The sequence below is a fragment of the Pseudomonas sp. XP1 genome (assembly GCF_053557675.1).
On the sequence record NZ_JBNRIJ010000006.1, the window covers coordinates 99795 to 114757 of the forward strand.

The window sequence follows — 14963 nt, forward strand, 5'->3', positions numbered from 1 at the left end:
GTTGTGCTGCCAATTCAGCACAACGCGGACGAGGCGAAGGATTAACCTACCGGGACACTCATGCCGCCATCGGCCATGACCACCGAACCGACAATGAAGCTGGCGCGCTCGGAAGCCAGGAAAGAGACAATCTCGGCAATCTCTTCCGGTGCTGCAGCTCGACCGATCGGCGCGGACTTGCCATGCTCTTGCAGGAACCCACGACCGTCTTCCATGAAATGGTTCAAAAGGTTGGTAACCACATCTCCCACGCCAATGGCATTGACCCGAATGCCATGCTCAATTGCTTCCAGTGCCTGGGTACGAGTCAACTGTGCTAATGCGCCTTTGGACGCGGTATAGGCCGCGATACCGGGAAATGCGAAGTAGGACGCGTACGAGGCGATGTTCACGATCGCGCCGCTCTTGTTCTTCATCATCTCCTTCATCGCCTCTCGGGAATGAAGAAACGCCCCCGTCACGTTGGTTTGCATCTGCCATTCCCAATCTTCACGGGTCATTTCGACGAGGGGCTTGTATAGGATGCGACCGGCGTTATTGACCAGGACGTCCAGCTTGCCAAACTTCTCTACCGCCAACGCCACCGCTTGCTCGGCAGAACCGTCAACGGTGATATCGGCGACGAAAGGAACCAGGCCGGGACGCTCAAGGGCGTTGACTTTCGGGTCGATATCCTCGGCAATGACTTTCGCTCCACGGCTGTGAAGGAGCTCGGCGATGGCCTTCCCGATGCCGCTAGCCGCGCCGGTTACCAGCACCACTTTGCCTGCCACTTCGTTTGGGGTTGGGATGAAGTCAGTCATTTTGATGTCTCCAAGTCAGGAATTGGTTGTCGCTTTCGACGGTGCCAATTTCTCTCTTTTTGACATGCGACTCCTTGGCGACCTTGCTTTGCCTGTCGGAGTTTTGCTTCTTTCGTGCACTCGGCTGCGCCGCTAGCCTGGCATCACCACGGGGGAGTCCAAGGCGTAAGCCGCCTGGACAGGATCGAAGTACTCACGAATATGCGTCAGCTTACCCTCACGAACGCTAACGAAAACGACATATTCTTGCGAGTAGGGTTTACCCGTCTCAGTGATGATCCCCTGTGCCTTGACTTGCGCGACGGCGGTTAGTGGATCAGTGAATTGTTGAATACGTAGATTGTGGAATTGAAACGACTCCACCGCTCCGACAAACCATCCGACATGATTGAGCACTTGCTCGCGGCCGACCAGCTTCTCCGGGTGACCGAGACTCGGGGCAAAAGGCAGCTCCCAGACGATGTCCGGAACGAGTAGGGATTTCCACTTTTCATGGTCATCAACAAACATTTCGAAATGGTGGTGGAGAAGCTCGGCTGCTGAACACATAAGTTCACCTTTGTAGCACCGGAGTCTTGCGATTATTGAGGCCCAGGCACCGAAGGTGCGCGTGTCTGGTCTATGAGCAACACCCTAACAGGGGCTTAGCTGGCTAAAAACCAGAAGAATATCGAACGGTTAATACGACTTATTCGACAAGTCTAGAGAGCTTCGGCTTGCTGGCCGAAGCGTTTGATGAGCCATAGCCCAGCCGGCCCAGGCGGCGAATCAGTCCGGTAGATAGCGTCAAACGCGTAAGAGCCGCCTTTGCAATCAGGAAGATCGAGATGGACAAGATGTCCCGCATTGAGGTCCGCTTGGACCATAGGTAAGGGCATGTTGCCCCAGCCAATGCCCTCCTTGAGGAGCATGTGTTTTGCGCCTAAGTCCGCGAGCCGCCATGTACGGGGGCTCACTACGGCAAAATCTCTGTCCCCGGTAAGCGGTGAGCGGTCTGACAAAACCAATTGGATGTGATTTCTTGCCGCACCAGGCTCGTTGCGGCTGGCGAGGGCAAGTGGGTGCGCCGGGGCTGCAACGGGTACTAACTCAACACTCCCTACGCCGACACGCTCAAGGCCATCCCTTCCCGGGTCCAGGGGGCCACTGATCCCAATGCCGGCTTTTTTCTCAAGTACTAATTGCGTGACCGCACCGAGCGCTTCCATGTGTAGATGCAAAGCCACGGTGGGAAACACCTGTCTAAAAGTCCTGAGCGCATCGACCACCCGCTCCGCTGGCAGCATTACATCCAAAGCAAGATGCACCTCTGCTTCGAGACCGTGCAGCAGTCCAGACACCTTCGATCGCAGTCCGTTGACTCCGTTGATGATGGTTCGTGCTTCGGCCAACACTGTACGGCCAGCCTCTGTCAGCTGTGGTTTACGTGTCGTCTTGCGGTCAAAAAGTGATACGCCGAGCTGCATCTCCAGATTGGAAATGGCATAGCTCACCACTGACGTTGCACGATGCAATTTCCTTGCAGCGCCAGCGAAGCTTCCCACTTCTACGACCGTCAGGAGAACTTTCAGCTGGTCTAGAGTTGGTGTGCCAGGATCTGAGATCATTTTACCAGCTCGGGCATATTGGATTGAGGCATGCTATTTGGGGCGCGTCACTATGTCGACAGGTGAGTCGATCCTCGGCCGATTATGTTTGAAGCGCCTGTCGTTCTACTGAAGCCATGAGCGACAGCTATGGGGCGAAAGCGGACAGTCGCAAAGGCCAGCAATTCTACGGCTTCGCTATCCATTGCCGGCTAATTGCCGCAGCCTACCTCCAGACGCTGAACAACCTGCCCCAGGAGCTGTGGCAAATGGAAGAAATGGAAACAATCCTCGCCCCAGGCGGCAGATTCGCGGTCAAGGTCGCCGCCTGGGAAGCGCGCAACAGCCAATGGGTATATGTGCCCTCGCTCCTTGATAGGCAAACCCAGGCGGTCATTTTTGCATTCGCCGACCCTCGTTGGTCCATGGATCAGGCCACCTGGCGCAGTCATGCGACGGTTCATTTCGTGCTCCGGAAATTTCCGGGCGATCACCATCCGGCGACACTGGAGCTATTGGTGAATTGCGCCAATCAGACTGCGGTCGTGGTGGCAGGCACCGAACACAAGCTGGCCGAGATCGAGCAAGTACTGGAGGCCGCATTCGAGAAAAAACCAAGTGCGTCCTGACCCGACGGCCTTGCTCGCCCCCTCTGTAAGTCGATCAAACACCCGTGGGAAAGCCGGCACCGTCGACATGATAAACCTGCGGTTCTTCCGACAAGTACGGCGCCAGCCCCAGCATGAACAGGCGATGGTCTTCACTGGCTTCGAAACCAGGCGTGTGGTCTGCAAGTGACGCCCAATGCACGATCAGGTTGAATACGTGTGGCGTCTCTACCCCCTGCGCCAGCATGTGCCCGCCGTAGCCCTTGGCGCGAGTGAGCAAAGGCGCGACCTCGGCAAATGCCTCCCTGAACGCTTCGATGTGTTGCGAATGAACGGGAAGCAGAGCGATTTCATAGATCATGGCAATTCCTCGACAACGGCGATGGCGATCTTTCCCTGGATACCGTTATTGGGGCTCTCCAGACGGGCATGGGCCAGCGCTATGTCGCGAAGGGAGTAGACGGCGCCGATATGCGGCCGCAGTTGCCCACGCGCCACCAACGCACTCAACTCATCGAGCTTGCCGCGGTTCTGGCGGGTGAACACGAAGTGGTAACTGGCGTTCTTGCCCCAGGCCTGGATGAGGTTCTGTGGTTGTGCCGTATCCACGATCGACACGACGCGGCCCAGTTGTGCAAGCACATCAGGGCTACCTGCCAAGGTGTTGCCTCCGATGCTGTCGAACACCACATCGACACCTTGTCCGTTAGTCTCCCGCATCACGGCAGCAACGCAGTCTTCTTTTTCGTAATCGATGACCACGTCGGCGCCCAGCCCACGTACGAATTCAGCGTTGGTCTCGCGCACCGTGGTGAACACCCGTGCGCCCATGGCTTTGGCCAGCTGGATCGCCACATGACCGACGCCCCCTGCACCGCCGTGTATGAGGATGCTTTCCCCCACTCGAAGCGCCGCACGCACGACCAGTGCTTCCCACACCGTGCCACCGACCAGGCTCAGGCTAGCCGCCTGCAGATGGCTCAGTGACGCAGGCTTCCGGGCGATAATGCTTTCGGCTGCCACGTGGTACTCGGCATAACTCCCCGGCCCGCCGAATATCTGCGGCGTGTACCAGACTTCGTCTCCTGGAGCGAAGGCCGTCACGCCCGCACCAACGGCTTCTACAACCCCCGACACATCATGCCCGGTAATTGCGGGCAGCTGCACCAGGTCGTGGTAGTCACCACGGCGGACTTGATAATCCAACGGGTTGATGGATGTTGCGTGTACCCGGACCAGCACCTGTCCCGCCAGCGGTACAGGCTTCGGCACCTCGCAGAGCTCGAAGGCATCTGCCCCGCCGTAGGATTTGAGCAACATCGCCTTCACGGTAAACCTCCATATCTGGAATAAGGGATATCGAGATATTTCGATATTATGCAGCAAAAAAAGTTACAGGTCTTTCCCGATGATCTCGGCAAGCGCGCTGATGGCGGCTTCATTGCGTTTGTAATATGTCCACTGGCCTATGCGCCGGACCTCAACCAAACCCACCCGTTGCAGCGTTGCGAGGTAACTCGACACCGTAGACTGCGAAAGCCCTATGCCTTCCTGGATACTGCTGACGCACACGCCCACCGTCAGAACGTCCCCTTCGTCTTGGGGAGGGAAGTTCTTTGCGGGATCCTTCAACCCCTTCAGTATCTGAAGGCGTATCGGGTTCGACAGGGCTTTGAAGACTTCTAGCAATTCCATGACGCGAGGATATCGAGATTCTTCGATAAGTCAATACCCGCTGGCGGCGCATCGAAGCGTCCGCCCCTTGCTTACAACCGAAACGATTGCCGCATCGCCCGCGCCAGCAAAGTCACGGCGCCGTCCCCGCCCGATGCCGGGCTGCGCACGAACAGGATGTCGTGGTCGGGAATGGCCGGCAGCCCCTCGAGGATCTGCGACGGCCTCCAGGCGTTGAATTTGAACGCTGACTGCCGCCGGGCTTTTATGCAGTTGCTCGGCCGCAGCGCTGAATTTGCCGATGCGCACCACGGCATGGAAGGTACGCAGGAGGTCGATATCGAGCGTGGTCGCCCTGATTCAATATCCGTGAAGAACTGCTGCACCTATTTTTGATTTATCAGATTACGCCGATTTCGTAGTGTCGGGGTATGAACCAGCACCTGCCAATCCCGCCCGCCACGCCGCCCCGTCGCTCCTGGCGGCAGGCCTTGCCGCTGCCCTTGCTTGAAGCCGGGTTGCTGCTGACTTGGAGTTCCGGGTTTATCGGCGCACGCTTTTCCATCGATCATGCCCCCGTCCTGCTGGTGGTGTTCTGGCGCTGCCTCGTGGTGAGCCTGCTGTTGTTCCCGTTCGTCTGCCGGGCCCTGTGCCATACGCCATTTGCCGTTTTGCTGAGCCACGCGGGTATCGGCCTGCTGGCCATGGCGGGCTACCTGACCGGCGTGACGCAGGGCATTGCCCTGGGAGTGCCCGCCGGCCTTGCCGCGTTATGCGCCGACCTGTTGCCGCTGGGCATGGCGCTGCTCGCAGCGCTGGTGCTGGGCGAGCGCCTGCCGCTGCAGGTGTGGGTCGGCCTGATCGTCGGGCTGCTGGGGGTGCTGTGGGTGACCCACGATGCGCTGATGCTGGGCACAGCACCGATGTGGGCCTATGGCCTGCCCGTGGCCGGCATGTGCTCGCTGGCGGTCGCCACGTTGTGGCAAAAACGCAGCAAGGTGCAGCCGATGAGCCTGTTGCCCAACCTCTGGCTGCAGTGTTTCGTCTCCAGTTTCGCCTTCGCGGCCATCGAAGGCAGCCAACGCAGCCTGGCACCGGTTGCCAGCGCAGGCTTTGCACTGAGCGTGTCGTGGACCGTGGCCCTGTCGACGCTTGGCGGCTATGGGCTGTACTGGGCCTGCCTGCGCAGGTCCTCAGCCACCCGCGTCGCCAGCGTGCAGTACCTCAGCCCACCGATCACCCTGCTCTGGGCCTGGGCGATGTTCGATGAGCCGTTGTCCTGGCAGATGGCAGCGGGAATGGCGCTGTCGGCGGTCGGTATCTGGCTGGTGGTACGCGCCGAGGCCCGGCAAGCCGGCCGCGATGACCGCAAGCCCAACCACCCTACCCCACGCTGAGGTGCCAGCGAGACTGACAGCAATGAACGTTGCCCGTGCAGTTTCGTAAGGCGCGCGCCGGGATGTGATTCCCTAGAGTGTGGCCCATCGGCCAGGCACGAGCGGGGCGACAACCCTCCAGGAAACCTGGCCTGCACGCGTATCGAACCTGAGTTGCCACACAGGATGCCTGTCATGTCTCGAATCGAAAACGAAGCCAGCGAACCCCGGCGCTGGTTGATGTTCGCCATCTTGCTGGTCGGTGCGTTTCTGCCTCCGCTGGATTTCTTCATCGTCAACGTCGCGCTGCCCTCGATACAGGCCGACCTGGGCACAGGTGCCTCTGCCGAGCAGCTGGTGATCGCATCCTACGCGACGCTCTATGCCGTGACGCTGATCACCGGCGGACGACTCGGCGACCTGTACGGTCGCGGGCGGATGTTCTTCATGGGCCTGCTGGGTTTTGCCGCTGCTTCGCTGCTGTGCGGCGTGGCGGCTGCACCATGGGTACTGGTGCTCGGGCGCGCCTTGCAGGGCGTAAGCGCCGCCGTGATGGCGCCGCAGGCACTCGCCTCGGTGCAGGCGATTTTCCCGGCAGCGGAAAGGTCATTGGCCCTGAGCCTGTACGGGGCCGTGTTTGGCCTGGCGTCTGTGCTCGGCCAAGCGCTGGGCGGCGTGCTGATTGCGCTCGACCTGTTCGGCATGGGCTGGCGCGCGATATTCCTGGTCAACCTGCCGATTGCATTGCTGGTGATTGCATTCGGTATCCCCGTGCTCAAGGACACCCGTGCGCTGCAGGCGAGCAAGCTGGACCTGGTGGGCACGGCGTTGTCGATGCTGGCCCTCGGCGCCCTGGTCGTGCCGTTGATCGAGGGCCGCGAAGCGGGATGGCCTTGGTGGGCGGTGCTGTCGCTCGCTGCAGCGCCTGTACTGGGGGCGTTGTTCTGGCGCTACGAGGCGCGCCTGCACCGCACCGGCGGAACCCCTTTGCTGGCCCCGGCCGCGCTGCAAGCCCACGGGCTGGGCCGGGCGTTATTGGTAGCGCTGTGCTTCTACGCCATTGGCGTGTTCTTCCTGCTGTTTTCGATCTACCTGCAAGGCGCACGGCATATGACCGCACTGCATGCCGGCCTGGTCTTCCTGCCGTTCGGCGCCGGCTTCCTGATCGGCCCGCTCTCGGTTCCCCTGCTCAGGCGCGTCCTCGGCGGTTACCTGAACCCCGTAGGCATGGGGCTGGAGGTGATCGGGTTGCTATGGCTGGGTTGGCTGATGTCGGTGACTGCGCCTGGCCTTGCCCCGCCCTTCACGTCCGTGACGGCCACTCTGTTCCTGATCGGGCTGGGACAAGGGCTGGCCTTGCCGACCTTGATGCGCCTGGTCACGGGCCGGGTCGCACCGGCATATGCCGGAATGATCGCAGGCATCACCAGCGCGACCTTGCAGATCAGCACCTCGCTGAGCGTAGCCCTCATCGGCGGCGTTTTCTACAGCCTGCTTGGTGAGCAGGCAACGGCCGCCCGCATCACCCACGCCTTCATGATCGCCGTGCTGTGCATGGCCGCCTGCCTGGCCGTGGGAGTTGCGCTGAGCCTGACGTTGGCGCGGCAGCCGGCACCACTGGCGGAGGCAGCGGCGATGCGCCCGAGCTGAGCGTCGGCAACCTGCTACCCCGTGCCAATCATGCTGGAGGCAAGGTCGGCCAGGGCGCGCAGTCGGTCCAGCTGGCGCATGTCGCGGTGATAGCCCATCCAGATGTCCCGCCCCGGGGGTGGTTGGTGCTCATCCAGCAGCCGCAGGCCCGGCACCGCGTCGCCGAGCACGCGTGGCAACACGGCGACCCCAAGCCCTTGCGCGCACATCTGCGCCTGGACCGTCCGGCTGCTGCTCGTGAACACGGTGCGGGCCAGCGGGTAGCGCTGCTGTAGCCAGTGCACATCCGGGTAATGGGCCTGGGCAACGTTCATCAGGATCAACCCCAGCCCCTCGCCGCCCGGTTGTGGCGCCGGAGCATGCAACGCGGTGTAGAGCCCGTACGGCAAGGTCGTCAGCTTGCGCTGGACGATGTCGGGTTCGGTGAAGGGCACGATGCGAAAAGCGATGTCGGCATCGCGGCGGGCAAGGTCGAACAGCCGATGCCCGGCGATGACTTCGGGCACGATCAACGGATACCGCCGTGCCAGTTCGGCCAGCACCGGCGACAGCACATGGCAGGCGAACCAGTCGGCCGAGGAGATGCGCAACAGCCCCTCCGGCTGATCGCCATGCCCCGCCAGGCGACGTTCGATGGCCAGGGCACTGTGCTCCATGGCGAGGGCCAGGTCGAGAATCCGCTCGCCATTGTCGGTGAGCACCAGCCCTTGGGCAGTGCGCAGGAAAAACGCTTGCCCACTGGCCTGTTCGAGCACCTGCAAGCGTCGCCCGACCGTCGGGTGACTGACCTCCAGCGCCCTGGCGGCCCCTCCCAACGAGCCACTGCGAGCAATCGCCAGGAAGATCCGCATGTCACTCCAGTCCATGCTGCCCTCCCGTGCCAGAATGAGTGATGAGGGTGCAACAATGACGGCGTGGCTGCAATCCCCTGAGCGGCTGCCATTCCTGTGCGGTACCGGTGGCAGCCGCGGTTGCCGGCGATGAGGCCGGTACTGACCACAGAGGATTGGACAGTTATCCGCTTTAGGTCGAAAGCTGCCGTACGCGACAGGCCGCTATCGACCCATAGCGGACATTCGTATCTGAGGTGATCTTTGTGGGAGCGGGTTTACCCGCGAACACGGGCGAAGCCCGTGCCATCCTCCGCGTTGCCTGCTTCGCGGGTAAACCCGCTCCCACAGGGTTTGCGCCGGCCTCGAAAAATAAGCAATAGCAGTACTTGCGCAATGGCCGCTTTGGGTCGATAGCGGCCTGTCACGTAAGGCAGCTTTCGACCCGGAGCGAACACTGATCCAGAGATCTGTTGTCAGTGCAGGCCTCATCGCCGGCAAGCCAGCTCCCACAGGAACATCACCAGCCTTCAGGCATGCGCTGTACCTGTGGGAGCCGCGCTTGCCGGCGATGGCCGCGAAGCGGCCCCGGTTACAGATGTTCGCTCTGTGTCGAAATCGGCCATTCACGACCGGCAACTAACGCTCCTCTGAAACTCACGATCTGAGCGATGCGAGCGTGCTGCTGGGACACTCGAAAGAGGGAATCACCGAGCGCCTTTACCGCCGCGTCGGCGCTATCGCCAAGCGCTCGAAAGGTTTAAGTTTCGGAACTCCATGCCTTTTATTTCGAAACACTTGGATTTTTTAACCCACAAAGAAAAACCCCGCAGACGTTAATCTGCGGGGCTTTCGAATGGTGGAGGCCGAGGTCGGAATCGAACCGGCGTAGACGGATTTGCAATCCGGAGCATAACCACTTTGCTACTCGGCCTCAAAGGTCGGATCTAGCAGCTTGCGCTTCGCTATCTCCTTGAAACGCTGAACCTTTTTCAAAGTTTGCTGCGTTTCGATGGGCGCCATTATGTCTTCATTCCTTTAACCTTGCAACCCCCTGAACGAAAAAAAATTTCAACGGGTTCAAGGTGTTAGCGCAGGCGGCCGAGTTTACTCCACAAGCCCACCACTGTGTTCTCCACGGTGCCACTGGCAGCCATGCCGATTCGCTCCTGCAGGCTCTTGCGTTCGGCGTAGTGCAAATGGAACAGGTTGGCGTTGCGCGCGCGTTCGCTGAGGTACTCGTCGCTGGTCTGCAGCTCGTCCACCAGCTTGCGGTTGAGTGCCGCAACGCCCAGCCAGACTTCGCCGGTGGCCACTTCGTCGATATGCAGCTGCGGGCGATAGCGGGCAACGAAGTCCTTGAACAGCTGGTGGGTGATGTCCAGGTCTTCCTGGAACTTCTCCCGGCCCTTCTCGGTGTTCTCGCCGAACACCGTCAGGGTGCGCTTGTATTCCCCGGCGGTCAGCACTTCGAAATCGATGTCGTGCTTCTTCAGCAGGCGGTTCACGTTGGGCAGTTGCGCCACCACGCCGATGGAACCCAGTACTGCGAACGGTGCGCTGACGATCTTCTCGCCGATGCAGGCCATCATGTAGCCGCCGCTGGCGGCCACCTTGTCGATGCACACGGTCAACGGGATGCCGGCCTGACGAATGCGCGCCAGCTGCGATGCGGCCAGGCCGTAGCTGTGCACCAGGCCGCCACCGCTTTCCAGGCGCAGCACAACTTCGTCACGCGGGGTGGCGAGGGTCAGCAGCGCGGTGATTTCGTTGCGCAGGCTTTCGGTGGCAGAAGCTTTGATGTCGCCATCGAAGTCCAGCACGAAGACCCGGCCCTTTTCCTCGGCCTTGCCCTTCTTCTGCCGCTTTTCCGCCTTGGCCTGCTGCTTGCGCAAGGCCTTGAGCTGGGCCTTGTCGAGCAGGCCGGATTCCAGGCGCTCGCGCAGGTCCTTGTAGAACTCGTTCAGGCGAGTGACCTGCAATTGCCCACCCGATTTGCGCCGCCCCTTGCCGCGCAGCCCGGCGATAGCCGACAGCACTATCAGGATGGCGATGACCAGGGTGGCGGTTTTGGCGAGAAAGCTTGCGTATTCAGCAAGAAACTCCACATTGACTCCTTAAAGACATGCGCCACTACGGCGCGTAACTGTAGCAAGCATACCGTTGCGCCTGAGGTGCTGCCAGCCGTGGCAAACGCTGGCAACACCTTTCAAACAACCTTTTCAAACGCTTGTATGTTTTTTCGTTGACAGCCCGTGTGCCGCATCCTAACCTCGCAGCAACCTCCAACAGGCCGGAACCTTTCGTGGGCAATCTCTACCTGATCCGACATGGCCAAGCCTCCTTCGGCGCCGATGACTACGATGTCCTCTCGCCCGTGGGCGTGCGCCAGAGCCAGGCCCTGGGTGAGCACCTGGCCCAGCTCGGTTTGCGGCTGGACCGCTGCGTGGCAGGCGATCTGCGCCGACAGCAGGATACCGCGCGCCTGGCCCTGGAAGCGTTGCGCGCCAATGGCTGCCCGGTGCCGGCTGTTGAGACCGATGCAGCATTCAATGAGTTCGATGCCGATGGGGTGATCCGTGCGCTGTTACCAGGGCTGCTGCCGCAGGAACCCGACGCCCTGCACATCCTGCGCAATGGCGCACAGCACCGCAGCGAGTTCCAGCGCCTTTTCGCACTGATGGTGCAGCGCTGGCACGATGGCGAACATGCCGACGATGGCCTGGAGACCTGGCAGGCGTTCACCGCTCGCGTGCAAGGCGGCCTGCAGCGCGTACTGGATGCCGCCGGTAGCGGCGACAATATCGCCATCTTCACCTCGGGCGGCACCATTGCCGCCCTGCTCCACCTGGTTACCCGTATTACCCCCAGCCAGGCGTTCGCGCTGAACTGGCAGATCATCAACACGTCGCTCAGCCAGCTGAAGTTCCGCGGCCGCGACGTGGCACTGGCCTCCTTCAACAGCCAGGCCCATGTGCAGCTGTTGAGGGCGCCGGAGCTTGTCACCTATCGATGAGCCCGGCTTGTTGTGTCCCTGCGGGGACGTGTAAATCACTCTATAAGGAATGCGCCATGACCTCCGTAGCTGATGCCGTTAAAAAGATGCAAGAGAAGTTCAACCCATCCGCTGCCGCCGGCCTGGACCTGGTGTTCGGCTTCAACATCACCGACGAAGGCAAGCACTACGCACTGATCGTGAAGGATGGCACCTGCGACCTGCAGGAAGGCGAAAACCCGGATGCCAACTGCACTCTGGTGATGGACAGCGAAACCCTGAAGGGTATCGTCAGCGGCGAAACCGATGGCATGCAGGCATTCATGGGCGGCAAGCTGCGCGTCGAAGGTGACATGATGCTGTCGATGAAGCTCAGCGAGCTGTTCCCGTCCTGAGGGCTGGAAATAGCGGATGATCGAAAAACCGAAGCCTGACCGGCTTCGGTTTTTTTTTGCCCGCCTGTTCGGGCCCTATGCCGGCAAGCCAGTCGCCTTATCAAGGCAGTTGATCAGGCAGCAACACCCTCACCTATATGCCATCTGGCACGCTTGTCCCATCACCGGCCGACCATTAGATTAGCCAATAGTCCTTGCGATCGAGAATAAGGAAAACGCATGACGCTCACCGACCAGTCCACCCAGGTACGCCCCGGCGAAGAACTCGACGCGGCTGTCATCGACCCTTACCTCAAGGCCAATATCCCCGGCCTGGATGGCCTGCCGAGCATCAGCCAGTTCCCTGGCGGCGCCTCCAACCTCACCTACCTGGTCAGCTACCCAGGCCGCGACTTCGTGCTGCGCCGTCCGCCGTTCGGGCAGAAGGCCAAGTCGGCCCATGACATGGGCCGCGAGTTTCGCATCCTGAACCAACTGAACAGCGGCTTCCCCTACTGCCCCAAGGCCTATGTGCATTGCACCGACAGCAGCCTTATCGGCGGCGAGTTCTATGTGATGGAGCGGGTCAAGGGCATCATCCTGCGCTCCGACATCCCAGCCGAACTGGACCTTGACGCCAACCGCACCGAAGCCCTGTGCAAGAGCTTCATCGACCGGCTGGTGGAACTGCACCAGGTGGACTACAACGCCTGCGGCCTGGCCGACCTGGGCAAACCGGAAGGCTATGTGCAGCGCCAGATCGAGGGCTGGACCAGCCGATATGAAAAGGCCCTGACCCCCGACGCACCGCGCTGGGAACAGGTGACCGCCTGGCTACACGAGAAAATGCCCGCCGACCACCCGCGGCCCGGCATCGTGCACAACGACTACCGTTTCGACAACGTGATCCTCGATGCTGGCAACCCCATGCGCATCATCGGTGTGCTGGACTGGGAAATGGCCACCCTCGGCGACCCGCTGATGGACCTGGGCAACAGCCTGGCCTACTGGATCGAGGCCGACGACCCGGCGCCGGTGCAGCTGATGCGTCGCCAGCCGAGCAACGCGCCGGGCATGCTCACCCGCCGCCAGTTCGTCGATTACTACGCCGAGCGCGCCGGCATCCGCCTGGACAACTTCGATTACTACTATTGCTATGGCCTGTTCCGCCTGGCCGGCATCGTCCAGCAGATCTACTACCGCTATTACCACGGCCAGACCCAGGACAAGCGCTTCGCCCAGTTCATCCACATGAACCGCTTGCTGGAACAGATGACCTTGCAGGTCATTGCCAAGTCCAGCCTCTGAGCCCCGACCTCGACGACGGATAACAAGGAAAAAAACATGTCCAAGACCCACCTGTTCGACCTCGACGGCAAGATTGCCTTCGTTTCCGGCGCCAGCCGTGGCATCGGCGAAGCCATCGCCCACCTGTTGGCCCAGCAAGGCGCCCACGTGATCGTGTCCAGCCGCAAGCTCGACGGTTGCCAGCAGGTGGCCGAAGCCATCATCGCCGCCGGCGGCAAGGCAACGGCAGTGGCTTGCCACATTGGTGAACTGGAGCAGATCCAGCATGTGTTTGCCGGCATCCGCGAACAGTTCGGGCGGCTCGACATCCTGGTCAACAATGCAGCTACCAACCCACAGTTCTGCAACGTGCTGGATACCGACCCGGGTGCTTTCCAGAAGACCGTGGACGTGAACATCCGTGGCTACTTCTTCATGTCAGTCGAGGCCGGCAAGCTGATGCGCGAACAAGGTGGCGGCAGCATCATCAACGTGGCGTCGATCAACGGGGTTTCGCCCGGCCTGTTCCAGGGCATCTATTCGGTGACCAAGGCGGCGGTCATCAACATGACCAAGGTCTTCGCCAAGGAGTGCGCGCCGTTCGGTATTCGCTGCAACGCCCTGCTGCCGGGCCTGACCGACACCAAGTTCGCTTCGGCACTGGTGAAGAACGACGCCATTCTCAATGCCGCGCTGCAGCATATCCCGCTCAAGCGCGTGGCCGACCCCAAGGAAATGGCCGGTGCCGTGTTGTACCTGGCCAGCGATGCTTCCAGCTACACCACCGGTACCGCGCTCAATGTCGACGGTGGCTACCTGTCCTGATCAGACTTTTACTGCCACCAGGGTGTAGCTCAGGGGCAGGCGTGCGGGCTGCTCGCGCAGGCGATATTCACCGTCATCGCCCTTGACCATCTGCCCCGGCAGCGCCTCCCAGGGGATGCTCTGGTGCTCGACCAGGGCGGTCAGCTGCAGGCCGTGGGCCAGCAAGGCGCTGATAACCTCGCCCAGGCCGTGGTTCCACTCATGGGTTTCGGTGTGGGAAAGGCGCTGCTCGGTTTCGACGTAGGTCTGGTCGTTGTGCCACACCGTCGGTTCTTCGTGCTCGAAATACGGGTATTCGAGTTGCAGGCGGTCCTGGTGGTCTTCGTTGACCGCCATCAGCATCGGGTGCCCGTCGCGCAGGAACAACCGCCCGCCGGGCTTCAGCAGGGCTGCGACCGTACGCGCCCACGGCTCGATGCGAGGCAGCCAGCAGAGCGCGCCAATGCCGGTGTAGACCAGGTCGAACGTGTCAGCCGGCAGCACCTTGTCGGCGGCGTAGACATCGGACTCGACATACGCGATGGGTGCCGCACAGCGCTGGGCCAACGCACGCGCCTCGGCCAGCGAAGCCGCGGAATAGTCCAGGCCACAGACCTTGGCGCCAAGGCGCGCCAGCGAGAGGGTATCGGTGCCGATATGGCACTGCAGGTGGACGACGTTGAGCCCGTCGATATTGCCGAGCAATGGCAGGTCGAAGCGTACGGTTTCGGAAAGGCGCTCGGGATGCTGGACGAGCCGTTCGACTTCGTAGTCGTTGGAAGCAGCGTGCAGCGGGGCACGTTCATCCCAGCTGGCGCGGTTGAGTTGCAATGAGCGGTCCATGGTGTCTTCCTTGATTCGTGGGGGCTCATGCTAGCCCCCACCAATCTCCCTGCGACAGGACTGCATTGCTAAAAATTGTAAAGCTGGTGCGTTCACTGTGGGAGCGGGTTTACCCGCGAATGCGGTGTTGAAT

16 protein-coding genes, 1 tRNA gene and 1 pseudogene are annotated in these 14963 nt (G+C 61.1%); 7 read left to right on the forward strand and 11 right to left on the reverse strand.

The window, feature by feature from the left end:
• Nucleotides 1-41: 41 nt before the first annotated feature.
• The 3 genes from ACK1U9_RS08030 to ACK1U9_RS08040 all read right to left on the reverse strand — a co-directional run bounded on the left by ACK1U9_RS08030 (nt 42) and on the right by ACK1U9_RS08040 (nt 2410).
• Entirely contained in the window at nt 42-803 is a 762-nt protein-coding gene (locus tag ACK1U9_RS08030) for an SDR family NAD(P)-dependent oxidoreductase (RefSeq protein WP_027609281.1), read from the reverse strand.
• A 132-nt stretch (nt 804-935) separates the two neighbouring features.
• Nucleotides 936-1352, reverse strand: a complete 417-nt coding sequence (locus ACK1U9_RS08035) for a nuclear transport factor 2 family protein (protein WP_449109814.1) — start codon at nt 1350-1352, stop codon at nt 936-938.
• Nucleotides 1353-1504: 152 nt separating this feature from the next.
• Nucleotides 1505-2410 carry a LysR family transcriptional regulator gene (locus ACK1U9_RS08040; protein ID WP_108481312.1) on the reverse strand — a complete coding sequence of 302 codons (906 nt, stop codon included), beginning with the start codon at nt 2408-2410 and terminating at the stop codon, nt 1505-1507.
• A 116-nt stretch (nt 2411-2526) separates the two neighbouring features.
• Between ACK1U9_RS08040 and ACK1U9_RS08045 the strand changes: the two genes are divergently transcribed.
• Nucleotides 2527-3018, forward strand: a complete 492-nt coding sequence (locus ACK1U9_RS08045; RefSeq protein ID WP_052970517.1) for a hypothetical protein — start codon at nt 2527-2529, stop codon at nt 3016-3018.
• Between the two features lie 34 nt (nt 3019-3052).
• Here ACK1U9_RS08045 and ACK1U9_RS08050 read toward each other — a convergent pair whose 3' ends face one another.
• The 4 genes and pseudogenes from ACK1U9_RS08050 to ACK1U9_RS08065 form a co-directional block, all read right to left on the reverse strand.
• Nucleotides 3053-3358 carry an antibiotic biosynthesis monooxygenase family protein gene (locus tag ACK1U9_RS08050; RefSeq protein WP_046614901.1) on the reverse strand — a complete coding sequence of 102 codons (306 nt, stop codon included), beginning with the start codon at nt 3356-3358 and terminating at the stop codon, nt 3053-3055.
• The gene (locus ACK1U9_RS08055; RefSeq protein ID WP_108481313.1) at nt 3355-4326 is read right to left on the reverse strand and encodes a zinc-dependent alcohol dehydrogenase family protein; all 972 of its coding nucleotides are present in this window, start codon (nt 4324-4326) and stop codon (nt 3355-3357) included. Before ACK1U9_RS08055 ends, ACK1U9_RS08050 begins: the two co-directional genes overlap by 4 nt.
• 63 nt (nt 4327-4389) lie before the next feature.
• A complete protein-coding gene (locus tag ACK1U9_RS08060) occupies nt 4390-4692 on the reverse strand; it encodes an ArsR/SmtB family transcription factor (protein ID WP_003256877.1) in 303 nt (100 codons plus the stop codon).
• Nucleotides 4693-4878: 186 nt separating this feature from the next.
• Nucleotides 4879-5031 (reverse strand): annotated as a pseudogene (locus ACK1U9_RS08065) (helix-turn-helix domain-containing protein); the annotation flags it as partial.
• 71 nt (nt 5032-5102) lie between these two features.
• Between ACK1U9_RS08065 and ACK1U9_RS08070 the strand changes: the two are divergent.
• Both ACK1U9_RS08070 and ACK1U9_RS08075 read left to right on the forward strand, forming a co-directional pair.
• Entirely contained in the window at nt 5103-6068 is a 966-nt protein-coding gene (locus ACK1U9_RS08070; protein ID WP_108481314.1) for a DMT family transporter, read from the forward strand.
• Between the two features lie 174 nt (nt 6069-6242).
• Complete coding sequence (locus ACK1U9_RS08075; RefSeq protein ID WP_108481315.1) at nt 6243-7697, forward strand: MFS transporter; 1455 nt, start codon at nt 6243-6245, stop codon at nt 7695-7697.
• 14 nt (nt 7698-7711) lie between these two features.
• Here the strand turns inward: ACK1U9_RS08075 and ACK1U9_RS08080 are convergent, their stop codons facing one another.
• The 3 genes from ACK1U9_RS08080 to sohB form a co-directional block, all read right to left on the reverse strand.
• Nucleotides 7712-8563: a LysR family transcriptional regulator gene (locus ACK1U9_RS08080; protein ID WP_046614898.1), complete on the reverse strand. Its 852-nt coding sequence runs from the start codon at nt 8561-8563 to the stop codon at nt 7712-7714.
• Between the two features lie 824 nt (nt 8564-9387).
• Nucleotides 9388-9461, reverse strand: a tRNA-Cys gene (locus tag ACK1U9_RS08085).
• A 154-nt stretch (nt 9462-9615) separates the two neighbouring features.
• Entirely contained in the window at nt 9616-10635 is a 1020-nt protein-coding gene (gene sohB, locus ACK1U9_RS08090; RefSeq protein ID WP_023662815.1) for a protease SohB, read from the reverse strand.
• Nucleotides 10636-10832: 197 nt separating this feature from the next.
• Between sohB and ACK1U9_RS08095 the strand changes: the two genes are divergently transcribed.
• From ACK1U9_RS08095 to ACK1U9_RS08110, 4 genes are all read left to right on the forward strand, one after another.
• Nucleotides 10833-11543, forward strand: coding sequence for a histidine phosphatase family protein (locus tag ACK1U9_RS08095; RefSeq protein WP_108481317.1), 711 nt, complete (start codon nt 10833-10835; stop codon nt 11541-11543).
• 56 nt (nt 11544-11599) lie between these two features.
• Complete coding sequence (locus tag ACK1U9_RS08100) at nt 11600-11917, forward strand: SCP2 sterol-binding domain-containing protein (protein ID WP_046614879.1); 318 nt, start codon at nt 11600-11602, stop codon at nt 11915-11917.
• 219 nt (nt 11918-12136) lie between these two features.
• On the forward strand, nt 12137-13204 hold the full coding sequence (locus ACK1U9_RS08105; RefSeq protein WP_046614878.1) for a phosphotransferase family protein: 1068 nt from the start codon (nt 12137-12139) through the stop codon (nt 13202-13204).
• Nucleotides 13205-13240: 36 nt separating this feature from the next.
• Nucleotides 13241-14008 (forward strand): SDR family oxidoreductase, encoded by a 768-nt coding sequence (locus tag ACK1U9_RS08110; RefSeq protein WP_046614877.1) that lies wholly within the window; start codon nt 13241-13243, stop codon nt 14006-14008.
• Here ACK1U9_RS08110 and ACK1U9_RS08115 read toward each other — a convergent pair whose 3' ends face one another.
• Entirely contained in the window at nt 14009-14830 is an 822-nt protein-coding gene (locus ACK1U9_RS08115) for a class I SAM-dependent methyltransferase (protein WP_046614876.1), read from the reverse strand. It lies immediately after the preceding gene.
• Between the last annotated feature and the right edge of the window lie 133 nt (nt 14831-14963).